Source organism: Paraburkholderia adhaesiva (genome assembly GCF_021390575.1).
GTDB classification, from domain to species: domain Bacteria; phylum Pseudomonadota; class Gammaproteobacteria; order Burkholderiales; family Burkholderiaceae; genus Paraburkholderia; species Paraburkholderia adhaesiva.
In genome coordinates this window covers 770,815-791,996 of record NZ_JAJEJQ010000003.1, presented here as the reverse complement: position 1 = coordinate 791,996, position 21,182 = coordinate 770,815, and the positions used below count along the sequence as shown (strand labels likewise).

At 61.3% G+C, this 21,182-nt stretch carries 16 protein-coding genes and 3 pseudogenes; 15 read left to right on the top strand and 4 right to left on the bottom strand.

Features of this window, described 5'->3' with window-relative positions; all coding sequences use genetic code 11:
• Positions 1 to 75 precede the first annotated feature (75 nt).
• The 12 genes from tssH to L0U80_RS27450 all read left to right on the top strand — a co-directional run bounded on the left by tssH (position 76) and on the right by L0U80_RS27450 (position 15,617).
• The gene (tssH, locus tag L0U80_RS27505; protein ID WP_233873516.1) at positions 76 to 2,796 is read left to right on the top strand and encodes a type VI secretion system ATPase TssH; all 2,721 of its coding nucleotides are present in this window, start codon (positions 76 to 78) and stop codon (positions 2,794 to 2,796) included.
• Between the two features lie 30 nt (positions 2,797 to 2,826).
• Positions 2,827 to 3,372 carry a type VI secretion system contractile sheath small subunit gene (tssB, locus tag L0U80_RS27500; protein WP_233873513.1) on the top strand — a complete coding sequence of 182 codons (546 nt, stop codon included), beginning with the start codon at positions 2,827 to 2,829 and terminating at the stop codon, positions 3,370 to 3,372.
• 50 nt (positions 3,373 to 3,422) lie between these two features.
• Positions 3,423 to 4,922, top strand: a complete 1,500-nt coding sequence (tssC, locus tag L0U80_RS27495) for a type VI secretion system contractile sheath large subunit (protein ID WP_233873510.1) — start codon at positions 3,423 to 3,425, stop codon at positions 4,920 to 4,922.
• Positions 4,923 to 5,063: 141 nt separating this feature from the next.
• Positions 5,064 to 5,465, top strand: coding sequence for a hypothetical protein (locus L0U80_RS27490; protein WP_233873507.1), 402 nt, complete (start codon positions 5,064 to 5,066; stop codon positions 5,463 to 5,465).
• 5 nt (positions 5,466 to 5,470) lie between these two features.
• Positions 5,471 to 5,953: a DUF3828 domain-containing protein gene (locus L0U80_RS27485; RefSeq protein WP_233873504.1), complete on the top strand. Its 483-nt coding sequence runs from the start codon at positions 5,471 to 5,473 to the stop codon at positions 5,951 to 5,953.
• Positions 5,954 to 5,995: 42 nt separating this feature from the next.
• Positions 5,996 to 6,478 (top strand): Hcp family type VI secretion system effector, encoded by a 483-nt coding sequence (locus L0U80_RS27480; RefSeq protein WP_233873501.1) that lies wholly within the window; start codon positions 5,996 to 5,998, stop codon positions 6,476 to 6,478.
• 79 nt (positions 6,479 to 6,557) lie between these two features.
• On the top strand, positions 6,558 to 7,091 hold the full coding sequence (tssJ, locus tag L0U80_RS27475; RefSeq protein ID WP_267954959.1) for a type VI secretion system lipoprotein TssJ: 534 nt from the start codon (positions 6,558 to 6,560) through the stop codon (positions 7,089 to 7,091).
• Between the two features lie 52 nt (positions 7,092 to 7,143).
• On the top strand, positions 7,144 to 8,490 hold the full coding sequence (gene tssK / locus L0U80_RS27470; RefSeq protein ID WP_233873498.1) for a type VI secretion system baseplate subunit TssK: 1,347 nt from the start codon (positions 7,144 to 7,146) through the stop codon (positions 8,488 to 8,490).
• A 59-nt stretch (positions 8,491 to 8,549) separates the two neighbouring features.
• Positions 8,550 to 9,830, top strand: a complete 1,281-nt coding sequence (gene tssL / locus L0U80_RS27465; protein ID WP_233873495.1) for a type VI secretion system protein TssL, long form — start codon at positions 8,550 to 8,552, stop codon at positions 9,828 to 9,830.
• Between the two features lie 33 nt (positions 9,831 to 9,863).
• Positions 9,864 to 13,841: a type VI secretion system membrane subunit TssM gene (gene tssM / locus L0U80_RS27460; RefSeq protein WP_233873492.1), complete on the top strand. Its 3,978-nt coding sequence runs from the start codon at positions 9,864 to 9,866 to the stop codon at positions 13,839 to 13,841.
• 10 nt (positions 13,842 to 13,851) lie between these two features.
• Complete coding sequence (gene icmH, locus L0U80_RS27455) at positions 13,852 to 15,144, top strand: type IVB secretion system protein IcmH/DotU (protein WP_233873489.1); 1,293 nt, start codon at positions 13,852 to 13,854, stop codon at positions 15,142 to 15,144.
• Positions 15,141 to 15,617, top strand: coding sequence for a helix-turn-helix domain-containing protein (locus L0U80_RS27450; protein WP_233873485.1), 477 nt, complete (start codon positions 15,141 to 15,143; stop codon positions 15,615 to 15,617). Before icmH ends, L0U80_RS27450 begins: the two co-directional genes overlap by 4 nt.
• 190 nt (positions 15,618 to 15,807) lie before the next feature.
• Here L0U80_RS27450 and L0U80_RS27445 read toward each other — a convergent pair.
• From L0U80_RS27445 to L0U80_RS27435, 3 genes and pseudogenes are all read right to left on the bottom strand, one after another.
• Positions 15,808 to 16,011: pseudogene (locus L0U80_RS27445) on the bottom strand (DDE-type integrase/transposase/recombinase); the annotation flags it as partial.
• Positions 16,012 to 16,241: 230 nt separating this feature from the next.
• A pseudogene (locus L0U80_RS27440) lies at positions 16,242 to 16,463 on the bottom strand (DesA/ISL3 alpha bundle tail domain-containing protein); the annotation flags it as partial.
• Between the two features lie 471 nt (positions 16,464 to 16,934).
• Complete coding sequence (locus L0U80_RS27435; RefSeq protein ID WP_233873482.1) at positions 16,935 to 17,189, bottom strand: hypothetical protein; 255 nt, start codon at positions 17,187 to 17,189, stop codon at positions 16,935 to 16,937.
• Between the two features lie 450 nt (positions 17,190 to 17,639).
• Here L0U80_RS27435 and L0U80_RS27430 point away from each other — a divergent pair.
• The 3 genes and pseudogenes from L0U80_RS27430 to L0U80_RS27420 all read left to right on the top strand — a co-directional run bounded on the left by L0U80_RS27430 (position 17,640) and on the right by L0U80_RS27420 (position 20,027).
• A pseudogene (locus L0U80_RS27430) lies at positions 17,640 to 17,860 on the top strand (HP1242/YdcH family protein).
• A gap of 83 nt (positions 17,861 to 17,943) precedes the next feature.
• Positions 17,944 to 19,071 (top strand): polyphosphate kinase 2, encoded by a 1,128-nt coding sequence (gene ppk2 / locus L0U80_RS27425; RefSeq protein WP_233873479.1) that lies wholly within the window; start codon positions 17,944 to 17,946, stop codon positions 19,069 to 19,071.
• Between the two features lie 734 nt (positions 19,072 to 19,805).
• A complete protein-coding gene (locus L0U80_RS27420; RefSeq protein WP_233873476.1) occupies positions 19,806 to 20,027 on the top strand; it encodes a hypothetical protein in 222 nt (73 codons plus the stop codon).
• Between the two features lie 563 nt (positions 20,028 to 20,590).
• On the opposite strand, the gene L0U80_RS27415 is transcribed toward L0U80_RS27420, so the two are convergent.
• Positions 20,591 to 20,953, bottom strand: coding sequence for a TerC family protein (locus L0U80_RS27415; RefSeq protein WP_233873473.1), 363 nt, complete (start codon positions 20,951 to 20,953; stop codon positions 20,591 to 20,593).
• Positions 20,954 to 21,182 lie beyond the last annotated feature (229 nt).

The window sequence follows — 21,182 nt, the reverse complement described above, 5'->3', positions numbered from 1 at the left end:
GACCTGACGTTTAATAGAAAAGATTTAACAAAAAATAACAATGGCGCTGCTATGCGCTGATAGATCGGATTTTTCATGACCATTTCCAGACAAACGCTGTTTGGCAAGCTCGGGGCAACGCTGTTTCGCAGCATTGAATCGGCGACCGCCTTTTGTAAACTGCGTGGCAATCCGTACGTCGAGCTCGCGCACTGGCTGCATCAGATCCTGCAGTTACCCGACAGCGATCTGCATCGCATCGTGCGGCAGGCGGGCATTGCGCGTGACACGCTCGATCAAGACATCATTCACGCGCTTGCTGCATTGCCGGCCGGCGCGAGTTCGCTCAGCGACTTCTCCCACTACATCGATGAAGCGATAGAGCGTGCGTGGGTACTAGCGACACTTCAGTTCGGCGACCGGTGTATCCGGGGCGCGTGGCTCGTCGCAGCGCTTGCGCGTACACCGGAATTGCGACGTGTCCTGCTTTCGGTCTCGCCAGCATTTCAACGTGTGCCGGCCGATATCGCGAATGAAACCCTCAGATCATGGATCGATGGTTCACCCGAAGCTCCGGATGCACCAGTCGACAACACGGACTTTGGTGGCTCAATGCCAGGAGAAGCCTCCGGTGCCCTGCCCGCTCACTCAAAGGGCGGCTCGATCCAGCAGTACTGCACGGACCTCACCGCCCGCGCACGGGCCGGCGAAATCGATCCGGTAGTCGGCCGTGAGCTGGAAATCCGCACGATGATCGATGTGCTGCTGCGTCGCCGGCAGAACAATCCGTTGCTTACCGGTGAGGCGGGTGTGGGCAAGACCGCAGTTGTCGAAGGGCTGGCGCTTGCGATCAGCCGGGGGGAAGTGCCGCCACAACTCACCGAAGTGCGGTTGATGGCGCTCGACGTGGGGGCGCTGCTCGCGGGCGCGAGCATGAAAGGCGAGTTTGAATCGCGCCTGAAAGGTGTGCTGGAGTCGGCAGCGAAGTCGCCGCAGCCGATCGTACTGTTCGTAGACGAGATCCACACGCTGGTGGGTGCAGGAGGACAGGCTGGCACCGGAGACGCTGCAAACCTGCTCAAGCCTGCGCTCGCGCGTGGCACGATCCGCACGATTGGTGCGACCACTTGGTCTGAGTACAAGCGGCATATCGAGAAGGATCCGGCGTTGACGCGCCGCTTTCAGGTGCTGCAGATCCAGGAGCCAGAAGAGGCCGCCGCTACCGATATGGTGCGCGGTCTCACACAAACGTTTGCGAAGCATCACGGTGTGATCGTGCGCGATGAAGCGGTCCGCGCGGCCGTGTCGCTCTCGCACCGCTATATTCCCTCGCGGCAGTTACCCGACAAGGCCATCAGCCTCCTGGATACCGCGTGTGCACGCGTGGCCCTTTCCCAGCACGCGCCACCGCGCGAGCTGCAGGATATCCGGCAGCGCCTCAAGGCCGCGCAGGTCGAACAGGATCTGCTCGCGCAGGAAGCGAGCATCGGTCTGGATGTCGGCAAAGCAGTCGAGACTGTTCAGGCGCGTATCGACGCCCTGCTGACCGACCTCCATGCGATTCAGACGCGCTGGCAGGCTGAGGCGTCCGCCGCACAGGCACTTGCCGAAGCGCGCGAAGCGGCAGGTAAGGAGCATGCCGGTGATCCCGTCGCATCAACCGACCGGCCGTGGCCCGAGACACTGCGCTCGCTTGAGCACGCCCTCCATGAATTGCAGGGCGACCAGCCGCTCGTGTTCCCCGAAGTCGATGAGGCGATCGTCGCGGAGGTCGTGTCGGACTGGACTGGCATACCGGCCGGCCGCATGGTGCGCGACGAGATCGCCGCGGTGCGCTCCCTGCCCGCAACGCTGGCCACCCGCGTAATCGGACAGGATGAAGCCCTCGCCCAGATCTGTGAGCGTGTGCAGACCGCACGTGCGGGACTCGCCGACCCGAAAAAACCGCTGGGTGTATTCCTGCTCGCGGGACCCTCTGGTGTAGGCAAGACCGAGACGGCGCTGGCACTGGCTGAAGCGCTCTATGGCGGTGAGCAGAACCTCATCACGATCAACATGAGCGAGTACCAGGAAGCGCATACCGTCTCGGGCCTGAAGGGTGCGCCGCCGGGCTATGTGGGCTATGGCGAGGGCGGTGTGCTCACCGAGGCCGTGCGTCGGCGCCCCTATTCGGTGGTGCTGCTCGACGAGATCGAAAAAGCCCATCACGACGTACATGAGGTTTTCTTCCAGGTGTTCGACAAGGGCTATATGGAAGACGGTGATGGACGCTTTATCGACTTTCGCAACACCACGATCCTGCTCACCAGTAACGCCGGCTCGGAACTCATCGTCACGCTGTGCGCAGACGAGACGCTGATGCCTACACAGGCCGCGATGCGCGAGGCACTTGCGCCTGAACTGCTGAAGACCTTTCCTGCGGCCTTTCTCGGGCGTGTCGCCGTGGTGCCGTACCGGCCACTGGCCTCTGGCACACTCGCTGGCATCGTGCGCCTGCATCTGGAGCGTGTCGTCAGACGCATGGCCGCAACGCACGAGATCGCACTCACCTACGACGATGCTTTGGTCGACTATATCGTCGACCGGTGCCTCGTACAGGAAACGGGGGCGCGCGTCCTGATCGGCTTTATCGAACAGCACGTGCTGCCCCGCCTCTCCGCGCTCTGGCTCGATGCCCTCGCAGCCGGACGCGCACTATCCGGCATCACGATCGGCATTGCCGACCGGAGCGCCGCCCCGGTCTCAGCCATCGCTATCCAGCCTGTGGACGCGCCTGAAGTCCCGGGCGGTCCGTCTTACCAACCGCCGTCTTGTTAACCGTATTCATCCGTTTAAAGGGGATCCTGCATGTCCGTTTCAAACAGCTCGCAGAAGTTCATTGCACGCAACCGCGCACCGCGCGTGCAGATCGAATACGACGTCGAGGTCTATGGCTCGGAGAAGAAGGTCGAGCTGCCGTTCGTTATGGGGGTGCTCGCCGACCTCTCCGGCAAGCCCATTGAGCCACTGCCCGCCGTGGCCGACCGGCGCTTCCTTGAAATCGATATCGACAACTTCGATGAGCGCATGAAGGCGATCAAGCCGCGCGTGGCGTTCCCGGTTCCGAACACGCTCACAGGCGAAGGGCAACTGCTTGTTGACCTGACCTTCGAGAGCATTGAGGACTTCTCGCCGGCGTCGGTCGCCGGCAAGGTCGATGCACTCAAGCGACTGCTCGATGCGCGCACGCAGCTTGCGAACCTGCAGACGTACATGGATGGCAAGTCGGGGGCCGAGGCGTTCATCAACAAGCTGCTCGCGGACCCCGCCCTTCTCAAGTCACTTGCGGCCGCTCCCAAGCCGAAGGCTGAGGGAAGCGACAGCGCTAATGGCACCGAGAACGCATCGAACTGATCCGCACACGCATCGATCATCACCCGATCACAAGCAAAGGATTCGCACCCATGGCTAACCAGCAGACAAAGGCACCGGCGGCATCGACCGCGGTCCAGACCGAAACCGATTTTTCGCGGCTCCTTGAAAAGGAGTTCCGCCCGAAGACCGATCAGGCGCGTGAAGCCGTCGAGCACGCCGTACGCACGCTCGCCGAACAGGCGCTCTCGCAGTCGGTCACGATCAGCGACGACGCATACAAGAGCATCGAGGCGATCATCGCGCAGATCGACCACAAGCTCTCCGAACAGATCAACCTGATCCTTCACCACAGCGAGTTCCAGAAACTGGAGTCGGCATGGCGCGGTCTGCACCACCTCGTCTCCAACACCGAGACCGATGAGCGCCTGAAGATCCGCTTCATGGACATCTCGAAGGAAGACCTGCGTCGCACGATGAAGCGTTACAAGGGCATGGCGTGGGACCAGAGCCCACTTTTCAAGCAGATCTACGAAGAAGAGTATGGCCAGCTCGGTGGCGAGCCCTACGGGTGCCTCGTGGCCGACTATTACTTCGACCACACGCCGCCGGACGTCGACCTGCTCGGCTCGATCGCCAGGATCGCCGCCGCCTCGCACACGCCGTTCATCTCGGGCGCCTCGCCCTCGGTGCTGCAGATGGAGTCGTGGCAGGAGCTGGCCAACCCGCGCGACCTCACGAAGATCTTCACACAGAACCTTGAGTATGCGCCGTGGAATTCGCTGCGCAACACCGAAGACGCCCGCTATATCGGGCTTGCCATGCCGCGTTTCCTCGCACGCCTGCCCTATGGTGCAAAAACCAATCCGGTCGATGAGTTCGACTTCGAGGAAGACACCGAAGGCGCCAGCCACCGCAACTATGCGTGGGCCAATGCGGCCTATGCAATGGGCGTGAACATCAACCGCTCGTTCAAGCTCTATGGTTGGTGCTCGCTCATTCGCGGTGTTGAATCGGGTGGCACGGTCGAAAACCTGCCGTGCCATACGTTCCCGACCGATGACGGCGGCGTCGACATGAAGTGCCCAACCGAAATCGCGATCTCCGACCGGCGTGAGGCGGAGCTCTCAAAGAACGGCTTCATTCCGCTTATTCACCGCAAGAACACCGATCACGCGACCTTCATCGGCGCCCAGTCGATGCAGAAGCCCGCCGAGTACAACGATCCGGATGCGACGGCCAACGCGAACCTGTCGGCGCGCCTGCCGTATCTCTTCGCGTGCTCGCGTTTCGCGCATTACCTCAAGTGCATCGTGCGCGACAAGATCGGCACGTTCCGCGAGCGCGAGGACATGCAGCGGTGGCTGAACGAATGGATCATGAACTATGTCGATGCGGATCCGGCCAACTCGTCGCAGGAGACGAAGGCACAACGCCCGCTCGCAGCCGCCGAGGTCGTCGTCGAGGATGTCGAGGGCAACCCCGGCTACTACCAGGCGAAGTTTTTCCTGCGCCCGCACTTCCAGCTCGAAGGGCTGACTGTTTCGCTGCGTCTTGTTGCCCGCCTGCCGTCGGTCAAGGAAGCTGCGTAACGAAGCGGTACAGCAGCATCGTTAGTTGGACCGAGATCTGCCACGTCACACCAACTGTTGCCAAGTACGGCAGGTTCGTGTGACGTCATCGCAGGATTGTGGAGAAAAGCATGGCCCGCCATGCATTTATCTGGAGTCTGTATGTCAGGGGGAAATTTTGATGTCGATGCGGCCATCGCACACCTGAACAGCCATGCCGGCGCAACGTCGCACGGTCGATGCGCGGCTTATGTCCGGCAGGCGCTGGCTGCAGGTGGAATCGAAATAGAACGCACTGAGGCGACAAGGTACGCAAAGGACTACGGTTCCATCCTTCTCGCGCACGGCTTTTCCGAAGCGTCCGTTGACAGCCTGATTTCGCCAAAGAAAGGCGATATCTCGGTCATCCAGCCTTATCCGGGCGGCAACATAGCTGGCCACATCACGATGTACAACGGTCACCAATGGGTTTCGGACTTCCGACAAAAAGATATGTGGCGCGGTCCGGGATACCGTGAGAACAAGCCCGCTTACAAGGTGTACCGATGGAGTAGCAATCGATGATCCGCATGCTACGCACTGCCCTCGTCGCCGTGATGGCGTGGATGCTTTTCGGCGTGCAGCCAGCGCTTGCGCAGGATATCGATTCCGCGAAGCACTTTCTCGCGTCGCTCTACTCGGCCTACACCTACAACGGAACGCCGCCGGCCATCGATACAACCGGCAAGGATGCGATTGCCTCGCCGTCATTGCTGAAGCTGATCGCGAAGAACCGCCAGGCGCTGAAGGGCGAAGCGGGTGTGCTGGGTACCGACCCGGTTTGCCAGTGCCAGGACTTCGACCTGAAAACGTCGGATATCGAAGTCCGGATGACGGGCAGGCGCAAGGCAAAGGCCACTGTGACTTTCAGTAACTTCCATAATCCGGACAAGGTCCAGTTGAGTCTGGTCTGGATCGATGGTCGATGGCGGATCGACGATATCCGCGGCAGCAAACAATCACGCAGTCTTCGCGAAGCGCTGAAAGCGGAAATTGCTGATGTGAGCAGGTAGTACGTGTAAAGGCAGTTTTATCCAGCAAAAAGGAGTTTAAAAATGGCACAGGATATTTTCATCAAGATCAACGGCATTGATGGCGAATCGCAGGATACGAACCACAAGAACGAGATCGAGGTGTCCAGCTGGGGCTGGGAAGTCTCGCAGCAGTCGAACATGCACGCGGGCTCGGGCGGCGGCGCGGGCAAGGCCACCGTCGAGGATCTCGCGTTCGACCACCAGATGGACCGGGCCAGCCCCAACCTGATGAAGTACTGCCTGACCGGCAAACACATCGATCAGGCCGTGCTCACCGTGCGCAAGGCCGGCGGCAATCCGCTCGAATACCTCAAGATCACGATGAAGGACGTGATCGTCACGAAGGTGCATCCGTCGGGCAGCAATGCCGATAACGGCATCCACGAGCAGGTGCGCCTGTCGTTCGCCGAAGTCAAGCAGGAATACGTCGTACAGAACGCCCAGGGCGGCAGCGGCGGCGCGGTGACGGCCAGCTACAACATCAAGCAGAACAAGGAAGCGTAAGCCTCTCCTGTCTGCCACGGAAAGCCGGACCCAGTGTCCGGGCTTTCCGCTTTCGTCCGATCCCTCAGCACAAGTTCCAATGCGTCTGCTTCCATCACCTGCCTGGTCTGTCCTGGTTGCCACGACCGCCTGCGTCATGGCGCTCGCCGGCTGTGCGAGCAATACCGACAAGGACGTCGCGCGCGAGCCCGTGAAGCTCGATCTGACGATCAAGGCCGCTTCGTCAGTCAACCCCGATGATCAGAAGCGCGCGGCGCCGGTCATTGTGCGCGTGTATGAACTGAAAAACCCCGACGCCTTCAATACGGCGGACTTCTTCTCGCTGCAGGACAAGGACAAGACACTGCTAGGCGATGACATGGCTGAGCGCGACCAGTTCCAGCTGCGGCCAGGAGACCAGAAAACGATCCGGCGCGATGCGAATGCTGGCGTTACGACGCTGGGCATCATCGCTGCGTACCGGGACCTGCCCAACTCCGTGTGGCGCGCCACCTGGCCGCTGCCACCCTCGCCTGCTGCTGCGTGGTACCACTTCCGGCCGAAGCTGAAACTGACCATCGATCTCGACACGAACGCGATCAGGATCACTGATCCGGCAACGGTCGGCAAATAACGACGCAATCCCGAAGCACAACCGCGAAACACAACACGGAACACATACGACGATGAGCTGGTACAACAAGGTGACCTGGGGTGAAGGGCTTTTCATGCGCCCGCAGCAGTTCCAGCAGCAGGAACGCTACCTCGAGCATTTCGCCCACCGGCGGGCCGCCCCGCTCTCGCCGTTCTTCTTCGGGTTTTCCGGTTACGCGATCGATGAGGAAGCGCTCGCACTGGGCAAGGTGATCATCAAATCCGCGAGTGGCCTCTTCGCGGACGGCACGCCGTTTGATTCGCCAGCCGACACGCCTCCGCCGCCCCCGCTGACGATCCGCCCGGAGCACCTCGAGCAGGTCATCTTTCTCGCCGTACCGATCCGCGTGCCCAATGGCGTAGAAACGTCGTTCGACAACTCCGCCGATTCGCTCGCACGCTACAACGTTTTTAACACCGAACTGCGCGATACGAACTCGATCGGCCAGGCCCCTCAGCATATCCAGCTGTGTAACCTGCGACTGCGACTGCTGCCTGAGAAGGAAATGACCAACGCGTGGATCGGCCTGCCGGTGACAAAGGTCAAGGCACTGCGCGCCGACGGCAGCATTACGCTGGACGACACGCTGGTGCCACCCGTCTGCGGCTATGGCGCAAGTGGCATCCTGACCACCTGGGTGGAACGGACCTGCGATCTCACCCGGCTGCGCGCCGAAGCGCTCGCCAGACGTCTGACGGGCAGCGACGGCAAGGCCGGGTCAGTCGCCGAAGTCTCCGACTACCTGCTACTGCAGACACTGAACCGCTACGAGCGGCTGCTCCGCAGCATCCGGCATTTCGACACCACCTCGCCAGCCGAGCTCTACACGCTGCTCGACAGCATGGCAGGTGAACTCTCGACCTGGGTGCGCCCTGGCACACGCCGGCCGCTGGAAACGATCCCGATGTACCAGCATAACGAGCCGTATGTGAGCCTGAAGCCCGTGGTGGACGACCTGCAGTGGCTGCTTAATGCGGTGCTCGTGCGCAGCGCCCAGAACATCACGTTTGCCGATGCAGGACACGGCATGCGCAATGCCGTTATCGACCCGTCGGAGCTGCGCGGCTTCCAGTCACTCGTGCTCGCGGTGTCTGCGCGGATGCCGCCCGATGCGCTTGCGCAGCAGTTCGCACTCTCGGCCAAGGCAGGTCCATCGGAGCGGTTACCCGATCTGGTGCGTGCACACCTGCCCGGTATCACGCTGCAGGCGCTGCCGGTCCCACCGCGCCAGATCCCGTTTAACGCGGGCTACGTCTACTACGAGCTGGTGCAGTCCGGACAACTGTGGGACATGGTGCTCCAGCACGGCGGCATTGCGCTTCACGTGGCGGGGGACTTCCCCGAGCTGAAACTCGAACTCTGGGGCGTGCGCACCTGAGCTCCATTGACTGACCCAACTCCCGATCCGCCCCACACTGCTCAACACCAATCAAGAACGTGACTCCGGACAATTCCACTGGCCAGGCCACCGGCTTTTCTGGCGAAAACCTCCCCGCCGGGGTCGACGCGAAATCTGGCTCGACTCCCGATGCGGCCATTCCCCCGGGCGAGCCGCTCGCCACACGGCTCGCCGCGATCCGCGAAGCTGAAAACCCGCTGCTGGAAGCCGCGCGGCCGCTGCTGCGCGCACTTGCCGACATGCCGGACAAACTCGAACCCCACGCCGTCAATCAGTTGCACCTGATGCTGCGTCAGGAGGTGAACGCTTTCGTGCAACTGTGCGAGCAGGCGGACATCCGCCACAACCACATGATCGGCGCGCGCTACAGCCTGTGCACGGCGCTCGATGAGGCGGCCGGGCGCACCGGATGGGGCCAGCGCGATACGGGCGTGGAATGGCTGCGCAAGGGACTCGCCACTGAGTTTCACGGCGATCGCGAAGGCGGTGACAAGGTCTATCTGCTCATCGGGCGGCTGATGAATGAGCCGCGCGAGCACCTTGATCTGATCGAGGTGCTGTACCGGATCCTGAGCCTCGGTTTCATGGGGCGCTACCAGCACGAAGCCGATGGCGCCCGGCGTCACGAAGTCATTCGCCAGCGTCTGTACAACGAGATCCAGTCGCAGCGCGGAGCCGTGCCGCTCGCGCTTTCTCCGCACGCACAATCCGACGTGCAGCCACGGCGTATGTCGTTCTACGACGTCCCGGTCTGGCTCACGTTCCTCGTACTCGGGCTGATCCTGCTCGCGCTCTTTGGCTGGTTCAAATACCAGTTGCTCAACCACAGCGAAGCGGTCGAAAAGCAGATCGCCGATATCGGGCGGCTCACGCCCCCGCCACCGGCTCCCCGCGTTCTGCACCTCAAAGAGCTGCTCGCCAGTGAGATTGCGGCGGGCACGGTAAGCGTCGATGAGGATGCACACCACAGCTCGGTCACCTTCCGCGGCGACTCGATGTTCAAGCCCGGCGGGGTGAGCATCGATGCGTCGATGCAACCGCTGATCGCGAAGATCGCGGGTGAAGTCGTCAAGGTACCAGGCAAGGTGAGCGTGACTGGCTACACCGACAACGTGCCGATCAAGAGCCGTCAGTTTGCATCCAACGATGCGCTGTCGCTCGAGCGTGCCACCCAGGTCATGCAGATGCTGCAGACGGCAGGTGTGCCGGCGGGACGCCTCGAAGCCATCGGCAAGGGTGAAGCGGATCCGGTGGGCGACAACACCACCGCGCAGGGACGCGCGCAGAACCGGCGTGTCCAGATCACCGTAACCCCCTGAATGCACTAAACCAGGATCTCCAGGATTTCCCGGATGAAGAAGCTGTCCTTTCTGATGTCGCGCTGGTTCCTCGCGCTGCTGGCCGTTCTCGTGCTGGCCCTGCTGGTCTGGTTCCTCGGTCCCTTCATTGCCTACGGCGGACTCAGGCCGCTGGGCGGCGTCGGCATGCGCGTGCTGGTCATCGCGCTGATTCTGGCCGGTGTGCTGCTCTGGCTCAGGGGCTGGTCCACACTCGTGGTCTGGACCGCGTTCCTGTGCCTGCTGATCTGGTACGCGTCGCCCCTGCTCACGTTCGGCCATACATCACCCTTCGAATCCGCGAGCGCGCGGATCGTGGCGATCGTCGTCGTCCTTGCCCTCTTTGCTCTTTACGGCCTCATCTGGCTGTGGCGCAAGATGCGCAGCGACGACGCGTTCCTGAAGAAAGCGCTCGCCCTCGACAGAGCAGGTGAAAAGAAGTCGCCCGCCGCCGCCCAGATCAAGGAACTCGAAACGCGCCTGCGCGCGGCACTCACCCGCCTGAAGGGCATGAGGACCGGCGCACGGGGCATCGGCAAACTCTTCCAGGGCACGCGTTACCTGTACGAGCTGCCGTGGTATCTCGTCATCGGCCCGGCAAGCTCTGGCAAGACGAGCGCCCTCGCCAACGCGGGGCTGTCGCTGCCCAACGGCGTGCCGTTCACGCGCGTCGCGGGGGAGCCGGTCAGCACGCGGGGGGCCGAATGGTGGCTCGGCAATCAGGCCGTGATCATTGATACAGCCGGCTACTACGCCGACCACGACCATACGGAAGCGGCTTCCGATGAGCGATCCACCGACGACGTGCGGGTGAAGTCCGCGCCGGGAATGGGCAACAACACCTCCGCCGCACAGAATGCGGCGCCGCAAGGCGATACGGCCAGTCTACCCGGCCGCGGCGAGGTGGATACTGCCGAGTGGACTGGGTTTCTCGGACTGCTGCGCCGCTACCGCCCGCGCGCACCGATCAATGGCACGGTGATCGCCATCCCGCTCACCCTGCTCACGGCAACGGACGCGCACACACAAACCATCGCGGCTGGGCGCCTGCGCGACCGGCTGGCCGAACTGCGCAGCACCCTCGGCATTCGCTTTCCCGTTTATGTGCTCGTCACGCAGATGGATCGCCTGCCCGGATTTACGGACTATTTCAGTTCGCAGACCGAGGAAAGCCGCGCCCAGATGTGGGGCTTCACCCTCCCCTCGGCCGGACAGGTAAGTGCGGGCAGTCTCGTGTCGCGCTGCCAGAGCGAACTCAAGCAGCTTGTCGCCCGTGTCACCGGCAGCACCAACACGCGGCTGGCCGACGAATACGATGCCGGACAGCGCCGTCAACTCACGGCCCTGCCCGAAGCATTGCGTGCCATCTCCGGGGCGCTGGGCGAGATGCTTTCGCAGATCTTTCTCGACTCGCGCTACGACGACACGCAGTCTCATGCCACGCTGCGCGGTGTATATTTCACGAGCGCCGTCCAGACGGGTGCAAGCGTCGTGGCCGATCCGCTCGAGATCGTCCGGCGCCATGCCGAAGGCCTCAGGATTGCTGCTGTACCCGCAACTCACCCCGAGGGACGCGCGGGCTTCTTCCTGCACGATCTTTTCACCCGCGTGATCTTCCCCGAAGCGCGTCTGGTTGAGCCCAACCTGCGCTGGGAGTACCGGTATCGGGCCCTGCGCATCATCGGGCACGTGCTCGGGGTGCTGCTGTTTGTGTGGCTTGCACTCGGTCTGCGTGCGAGCTTTGGAAACAACAGCAACTATCTCGATGCAATCGGTCACAAGGCGCAGGGGCTGATGGCACGCGTCACCCAGCTCTATCACGACCCGAATCCCGTAGCGGTACCCGATACCCTCAGCGACGCGCGATACCTGCCCACCTGGAGCGGGCTGGACCTCTCCGACCCCGACAGCCGTTTCCGTTACGGTCTGTACACCGCACCGGACGTGGTGGCCACGAGCAAGGACACCTACTTCTCGCTCGAGAACAACCTGCTGCTACCGCAGATTGTCCAGCGTCTCGAAGATGTGATCTCGCAGTCGATCGCGAACAAGGATGCCAAAGGCACCTACGACGCACTTCGCGTGTACCTGATGCTCTACGACCGTACGAAGTTCAATGCGGCTGACGTGAAGACGTGGGTGCTCAGTGACTGGGCGAACACCGACAGCGCGTCAATCTTTGGTGGCCGCGCCTCGATGATCGGGCATCTGGAGCAGCTTTTCTCGGGCGAGCGCGTGGTGCAGTCGCCGCTCATTCGCAACGACACGCTGATCCAGCAAGCCCGCTCGTTCCTCGATTCGACGAACGCCACGCAGCGCCTCTACGATCGCGCGAAGGTCGCCATGCAGCAGGACGCGCCGGACGAGTTCACGCTGCTGCGCGCGGTGGGTCCGCAGGCGGGCACGGTTTTTACACGCGCAAGCGGCGCACCGGTCTCACGCGGAGTGCCTGGCATCTTCACGTTCGACGGCTACCGCAACCTCTTCGACAAGCGGCTGCCCGAGTTCATTCAGACTGCGCGCAACGATGATGCCTGGGTGATGGGGCGTTCGTATCTGGGTGAGGCTCAAAAAAAAACGGCTGAGTTGGCGGGAGACGCAGTTGCGGGTGACGATCCGCTCACCGCGGCGATCCGGCGGCTCTATCTGACCGAATATGCGCAGCAGTGGGATAACTTCCTCGGCGACATCCGCACCGTAACCGGTACGAGCCTCGCCTTCAACCTGCAGGTGCTGCGGCAGTTCACGGCACCAGATTCGCCGCTTGCGCGGCTGGCACGTGCGGCCGTGCATGAAACGACGCTTGCGCAGCCCGTAGCCACCGGCAATGGTTCTCTGCTGCAGAAGGCCGCGGGCAAGGTCGACCAGGCGGTGGATACAATCGGCGTGCGACCGCAGGAACGCATCGAGCGTGAACTCGTCGACAACCATTTTGCGGCACTGCGCGAGATGGTCACGGGCAGCGCCGGGACCACACTGCCGTCATCGGGGCAAAACGGACAGCCGGGACAACCGGCCGGCAAGACCGGACTCGATGATGTGGCGAACCTGCTCAACGACTACTACACGACGCTGACAGTTGCCGACAACGCGATCTCGAACAACAGCCTGCCACCGACGAGCGATGCAGCCGCCAAGCTGAAAATGGCGGCCAACACAATGCCGGCGCCGTTTCGCGAGGTACTGCTGCAGCTCGCCTCCAATGGGTCGCTGGAGGTCAACCAGGGCATCGGCCAGTTACTTTCGCGCCAGATGCAGGCCGTCGTTGGTGATACCTGCCGTCTGGCCATCGAAGGCAATTTCCCGTTTGCGCCCGGCAGCCAGCGGGATGTGAGCATCAGTGACTTCACGCGCATGTTCGCCCAGGGCGGCGTGCTCGATGACTTCTTCACGAAGAATCTCGCACCGTTTGTCGACACTTCCGCCAAACCATGGCGCTACAAGACGCTGCCGGGCGCAACAGAGCCGGTACAGGGGCCGGACCTTGAACCGTTCGCGCATGCAAGAACCATCCGTGATGTGTTCTTCGGCGACCAGGGCAAGCAGCTGCTCTGGAAAAGCGTGATCCGTGTGCAGGAGCTCGACCCGAGCATCCTGTCGCTCGCGATCGACATCGACGGGCAGAACCTGCTCTACCAGCATGGACCCGTGGCACCCTTCACGGTGAGCTGGCCGGGGCCGCGTGGTGGCATTCATGCGGAGATCACGGCGAGCCCGCGCATCCGGCCCGATACCTCGACGCTCGCGGCCGATGGCCCGTGGGCACTGATGCGACTCTTGCACCGCGGAACGGTTCTCGAATCGGCGACACCCGGACAGACCTACGTTTCGTTCGACTTCGATTCGCGCAAGACGGTGCTCACGCTCGCGAGTCCCGGCAGCCTGCCCAACCCGTTGACGAGCGACCTGCTCACGACCTTCCACTGCCCAAGTTCGATGGCCGTAATCAGCCTGCCCGACAGCGGCCCGCCCCCAGGACTGCCGCATCCGTGAGGAACCGCATGTGAGTACACCAGTGAGCATTCCCGCACGGAAGATCGAGCCGCACACGTCGGCCCCGTTTATCGTGCGCCTGAAGGCGGCGGAAGCAGCGGAGAACCCGCTGCTCGAAGCCGCCAGTCCATTGTGCGATGCCCTTGAAAACACGCCCTCTGACCTCGATGCCGAAGGCGCCGCCCAGCGTCATCAGTGGCTCAAGCACGAGGTCCGTATGTTCGACCGGATCTGCGCACAGCTGGGCCTGCGACCCGATCATATTGAGCAGGCGCGCTACACGCTCGCCGCGGCGCTCGACGAAGCCGCGCGTCAGCAACCCTGGGGGCGCGAAGACGCACCGGGTGCGGGCAATACGCAGTGGAGCGAGGGCATCGCGGTCGCCCTCGGTTATGGTCGCCAGGGCGGCGACCAGGTCTATCGCCTGATCGAGCGCGCGCTGCGCTCGCCCCAGGAACATGGCCCCCTCATCGACCTGTTCAAACGGGTACTGGAGGCCGGTTTCATGGGCCGGTACCGTCACGAGAGTGGCGGGCACAACCAGCTGGGCGCCATCGGGGCAACGCTTTCGCGGGCAGTCGACACCGGCCGGCCACAACCGTTTCCTGTTGCGCGAAGCACAGCAGTTGTTAGTGGACTCAACGGCCTGCGAATCAGCTCCCCGGTGAGGCTTGGTGCGACGACAGCACAGCGGCGCCGGCGACTCACGGTGGCGGGACTGGTCGCGACGGTCCTCGTTACAGGCGGCCTCGCCTGGGGCGTGCACCAGCTAGCCAGCACCACGCCGTCGCCCGCAGCCAGCGCCACACCGCTTGAATTGTTGGCGCAACGGCTCGATACGCGCTTTCGCAACGAGATCGCGGGGGGTACGCTCACGCTTGCGGAGAATCCCGAGCACACCGCATTGACACTCAGTTTCAGCGACATGTTCGGCCCGGCCGAAGTCGCGATGCGTCCGTGGCTCAAGCCCCTTATTGCCGCCACCGGCGAGGAAATCGCGTCGCTGCCTCTGGAGGCTCAGGTCGCGGGGCACACGGACAACCTGCCCTCCAGACGCCCCGGCATGTCGAACCGGGTACTGTCGCAGGCGCGCGCCGATTCGGTGAAAACGATCCTGCTCGCCGCCGGTGTCGCGCCCGATCGTGTCAAAGCCGTCGGCCGGGGAGATAGCGATCCGCTCGCGGAAAACATCACTGAGGCGGGGCGCGCAAAAAACCGGCGTGTCGAAATCACGGTCACGCCGCCCATCACTGCCCTTTCGCCACCCACCCCCACATCCCAACCTTTGGCGCTGCGCCGATGAACAGGTTTTCCCTCAACACCGAAGAGTATTGCCAGAAAATCCGCGCCGCGATGCGCTCGCGCTCGTCCTGGTCCGCCTTTGAACTGTCCCAAATACTCCACATTGCCGCATCGTCCCTGCTGCAGCAGCTTCACCGGATGGCCGCCGCGGGGACTCTCGTCCAGAAGTTCGATGGCAAGCGCTACCTGTATTCCCTCCCGCAAAGCTCGAACTGTGAACCGGAAAAAGCGATGCGCCCGACGGGTCAACTGACTGGCTACGACGAGCAGATGCGGCAGTTCAGGGAGCTCTGCATGAGTTCAAGGCCGGCGCTCGAATCGTTCTCGGCCATCGCAAAACCGCGACAGCCGATAACACCCTCTGAGGCTGGCCAACGGAGGACGCGCGGGACCATTGAACAAGCCCCAGCTGCTGCAACGCACCAGACCCCAATCACGGCCACATTGAAACCTTCACGCACGCGAGGAAAGTGAGCATGGCATAAGGAATAAATGGGAAGTGGGAAAAATCCGCCTGACACAGGAAAACGTGTCTCTCTCCCAAATCCTGATTTTTCTAATGCAGAAATTGTAACTACGTCAAAGAGAAAACCATAACGAAAAAAATGGCTGTGTCGCGATAACGAAGAGGGGATGAGCAAAATCACGCAATAAGCAGGACTGCTTACTTCGCGAGAGAATAGAATTGAACGGCAGCAGTTGTATCGATGCCATCAATCCGCATCTGCCCCTTTCGGATCATATGGATAATCTCGATGCCGGACAGAATAATGCGCGCGCACCGGAAATCCTTGAATCCCATCATCCGTTTGATGATGCGTTTGATGCCTCGGTGGTCCTGCTCGATGATGTTGTTCAGATACTTGTTCTACCGGACCTTGATCGGCGTTGACCGTTCGGCGTTAAGCGCTCACTCGTGTCCCTTCAGGCAGCGCCAGCGCAGTTTCGTTTCGTTGTTGACATAGCGTTCCGACAGGCACTCGCCCGTGTGCGATGGCCTGCATGTCCCCAATCTTCAGCCGCATCTTTTCGAAGGCGCACTGCGGGCACCACGAGCCGCTGGTTCGAAGGCCCGCAGGCGCGGCCTCCCATATGCGACCTTCGGTAGAACCAGAGCCGTTTCAGTTCGTCGCGCAGCACGTATACGCATAACAACGGCTGATTGGCGGCCAGCAGTTCCCTCAACTGCACTGACTGCTCGGGTTTCAGGTTGTGGCGGTTGCGCAGCAGCAGCCAGCGGTTGGACTTCAGGACCTTGCGCGCTGGCCGGTCATGGCGCAGCTGGTTGGCCTGATCAACACGCACCCGATCGATGACCTCTTACGTTGGGCTCGGCGGATCGTTAACAATGTTTAATCACGGTTCGCTGACATCACAAACAGCGCTACACTTCATCGTACCGACATTACTGATGTCGGGGTTGGACTCAAACCTCCACAGAAGACTTAGGCCGCCCACAAGGCGGCCACTTTTTCTTCGCTCAATATGTGAGAGGGGCGACAAGGGTGTTAAGTTTTCCGAAACTTCTCCCCCAATCAATTCTATTCCTGCGGTGCCCCCAAATTGAACGCGAACCAAAACGCGACATACACGGCTACTGCAATGCAGCAGACTGTCTGCCTGTCCATCGTCGATGCCTTTACGCTCGAGTCTATCCAGATCGTGCGCAGTGCCCAGGCAATCATTCAGAGTGCAAGCACACATCGGCGACCTGCCTTTGGATCGAGGGCTTGATTTGATGCGCTGCAAGCCCCGGTCTTCAGGGCGATGAAGCAAGAATCGATTTCCAGTTCATGTCCCGGCGCTCCTGTGCGTTACGAGCGGCTGCTTGAAGAACATCAAGCCGAGGACAACAAGGCAGAATCCCGCAGTAATGACAGGCTCGCCAGGCCACACGTTCTCGTACCCTAGCCAGATCAGTCCCGCGAGGTTCCATAGACCGCGAAACTGGATCAGCGCCAGCGCCACGCGCCACGCCAGCACCTGAAGCAAAATCATCAGCCAGCCCACTGCTGCGCACAGCATACGCGTGAAGGGCGCGAGCACGCGATTTCATTGGCAGTCGTTCAATGCGAAAGATATAGCCAGGATCGTATACGCCGGCCGCATTGGTCGTGACATAACAGGTAGGCTCCTTGTCTTTCTCGTCATGCCATCAAACAGTCATGCTGGCCCAGTGGAAATCAGGGACAACAGGGCATTTAACCTCCAAACTGATAGCGAGCTGTTCACCCGCGTTGTGTCTGCCACTCGGAAATTTCAAGCAAACTTCCAAGTGGAAGGCTTGCCGAAGGGCTACAAAGGGCCACTCGCCAATAGTGCGGAGTGTCGATAGGAGTCGACTATAGATGCTGGATGCATGAGGGGATTCTCAACAATCTGCTAAAGCCTGCGCGGCTAAATGACCCAGTGATCGACTTCACGCATGACTTGCGAAGCTTCAACGTGGTGAGGGAATGGATCTGGTAGATTATTGTCACCGCGTGAGGAAGTGCCATGTTTCCCGAGTATCGCAATCTGATCTCCCGTCTGAAAAACGAGGATGCTCACTTGCCCGGATTTTCGAACGGCATAGCGAACTGGATCATCAGATCCACAACATGGAAACGGGCGTGATCCCTGAATGCAAGCTCTGCATTGAGGCGCGCAAGAAGGAAAAGCTGCGGCTCAAGGACAGCCTGTACGCTATCCTCAGGAAGGCAGAAAACACCGCCTGACGCATAGCCGCGAGATTCGGATGGACATGTGATCTGTTTGGTGGATCACGGAGAGTCCAAGCCAGATGGAGTTGAGGAAGTTAATGGCACAGTACGACGATACAAACGCAAACGTAACAGAGGCGACATTGCACGCCGCACAGAAGAAAGGCCTGCGCCGTGTGTCGCGTGGCGACGTGACGCCGGGCTTTACGCCGAGATCCGCCGAACTATCACAGACCGGGCAGGCAATCGACAGCGCCAACGCGCAGCTCGTCAACACCATGCAGGCGGTGCTCGAAATGCAGACATCGGAAGATGGTGAGACGCTACTCCAGACGGTGAAGGCCCTGATGGACGGTCTGTCGCCCGATGAAGTCCACGCGTTGCGTAGCGCCTTGCTGGAAGGCAGTCCGGCAAACTGGGCATCGGGCAAGGAGCGGCATCCGGACGAGGAACTCGCTGGAGGATGGCGAGAAGGCGCGTATCCGTATCGCAACCTGATGTCGCGCCGCAATTACGAGCGGCAGAAGTACCGGCTGCAGGTCGAGTTGCTCAAGCTCCAGGCGTGGGTGCGCGAAACCGGGCAGCGCGTGGTGATCCTCTTCGAGGGACGCGACGCGGCCGGCAAGGGTGGCACGATCAAGCGCTTCATGGAGCATCTGAACCCGCGCGGCGCGCGTGTCGTGGCGCTCGAAAAACCTAGCGAAGTCGAACGCGGTCAGTGGTATTTCCAGCGCTATGTGCAGCATCTGCCGTCGGCAGGCGAGATCGTGCTGTTCGATCGATCCTGGTACAACCGCGCCGGCGTCGAGCGTGTGATGGGGTTTTGCACGCCGGAGGAATATGCCGATTTCGTGCAGCAGGCTCCCGAATTCGAGCGCCAGTTGATCCGCAGTGGCATCCACGTGATCAAGTTCTGGTTCTCGGTGAGCCGCGCCGAGCAGCGCCGCCGCTTCAAGGAGCGCAAGGTGCATCCGCTCAAGCAATGGAAGCTGAGCCCGGTTGATCTCGCGTCGCTCGACAAGTGGGATGAGTACACGCAGGCGAAGGAGGCGATGTTCGCGCGAACGGATACTGCCGACGCACCGTGGACTGTTATCCGTTCCGATTGCAAGAAGCGTGCGCGCCTGAACGCCATGCGCTTTGTTCTGCACAGGCTGCCCTATGTGAACCGCGATCCAGACGTGATCGGTGTTGTGGACCCCTTGATCGTGGGACGGGCACTCTAGTTCGCGCCGTGGCGCCACGGGACCGACTGTGTGGGACGCGTCGAATCCGGTGTTCTCGCCGAAAACGATGTCCTGCGTTGTGGTCCTGCGAGCTCATACGCGTGCGCTATTATCCGCACCACGACGCCTGCAAGTGCGACCGTTGATAATTCGCCCGCGCCGGGGCCGGTGCCGGAAATACCGGTGCATCGCATCGCGAACTGGCAGTCGGGAAAGACCGCCACGAACGCCAGCCACCATGGCTGGCGTTTTCGTTCCAATCGAACGATTCAGGGGCGACAGAATTGGAAAAGACAAGCCCCGTCCTTTTGCTCGCGGTGAGCTTGGCGCAACTCTCCGGACCAAACGCGCTCACGGCGGTACGTCCGCCGAACTCAGAACGCCCGGTCAGGCAATCCGCGTCGCATGGGGAACCATGATTTCGCCGCGTGGACCTGGACCTCCACCGTAGCCGCCCGGACCTCCGCCCGGGCCGCCTGGTCCACCACCCGGCCCACCGACTGGAGGCCACCACAAACAGCCACCCAGCAAGGCAGCTAGCGCAACACATGTCGCAAGCGTCACGAGTTTCCTCATTGTTTCTCCTTTGGTAGTTAAACGCGCGGCCGCCTTTCGGGCCGCACTTGAATTCGGGATTGACCGGGGATACGACCACCGAGTTCACACAGGTGGCTAAGAGAGGATAGAAAACTCTGACCTAGATCGACCGTGCCGCAGGCGACGCGCGCATCGGCGTGCTGCACCCATGGCTTGCACCGCACAAGCCGAGCCTGCTGCCGAACCTGAACTGCTTCCGCGTACGCCTCGACACCGTGCGCACTGAAGCGCAGGCCCACGAGGTCACGGCAGTACGTAGCTGGCGGGCAAACGAGGCTCTGGATAATCGCGGCTACCCGGAGAGCAACGCAATGGCGGGCGGCAAAATGCGCGAGCAGACAGGGAGGCGCGATCAGTGAACCGAAAACGCTCTCCGACCTGATACGTGCACTGATGAAGGGCGGTCTCGCCCGCACGGCGGCACAGATAGCGGAGGTACTCCACGCACGCGCTCAGGGCGTGCTAGTGCTGCTTATGAAGTGGGTCGAATCCGGCGAAGCCCACGTTTGCGCTCGTATTGGCACGAGCCCCGCACGCTTATTCCTCATCGGTCCGGGCGACGGCACGCCGCTGCCCCAACTGCAGACGCGTGAATCGTCCGAATCCGCCATGACGGTTGTCGCGTTTGCGATTGGCCTTCCTCCGCTTTCCCGGACGGGTAAGTTAATCACCCGCACCGGACATACAGAGAGGTTCCTCGCGGCACAGCGCCTCCTGGTCATCAGGCGTCACGCGGGGCGGCTTGCCTATGGCGGTATCCGTTTCGGGATCGTTCACGGTAGATCCCACGTCGGTGCGAGGATGGGCTGATGGTGTTTCGGGTAGCTTTTCGCACGCGATACGCGCTACGAAGCAGCAGCACCTGTCGCGGCACGAGGATCATGCCGTGCGATTTACGGGTGCATCTTGCCTATGTCATGCATTACAACCGGCAACAACGGAAGTCAATGATCGTCCAGATTGACGCCAGTACCGTGTCGTGCTGCTCGACGGTCGGATTGTCGTCGTTGCCTGCAACGAGTAATTTGTAGCCGATGTAGAGGAGATACGCGCCAGCGGTGATCTTGAGATAGGGGATATCCATCACGTAGTTCGCGGCAGCGAGCAGTACGCCTCGCAGCACATCCGCGCCGAGTGTTCCGAGCAGGAGGGCACGAAGCCGAAGAACTGCGGGCAATGCGGCGCACGCGAGAGCAATTACGATGGTGTTGTCAACGCCGAGCATGATGTCGAGCACGACGATCTTGAGAATCGCACTCCAGTCGATCACGGAAACGAAAGTCATTAAGGCCACACTGGTTATACAGTTTTCAGCTCACAGATAACTCATGTATTCCGAAATTAATAACTTAGTTCCAAGCCGTTTCAAATCGCAATGCAATTTGATCAGCATTATAATCCTCAGATAATGGCGTGAAAAACGCGATAAATTTGCGTGACTCTCCTGTTTCAGCATGAATAAATCACGCGCGAAACGGTTATCCGGCGCACTGCAATTTGACGAATCAGAAAGT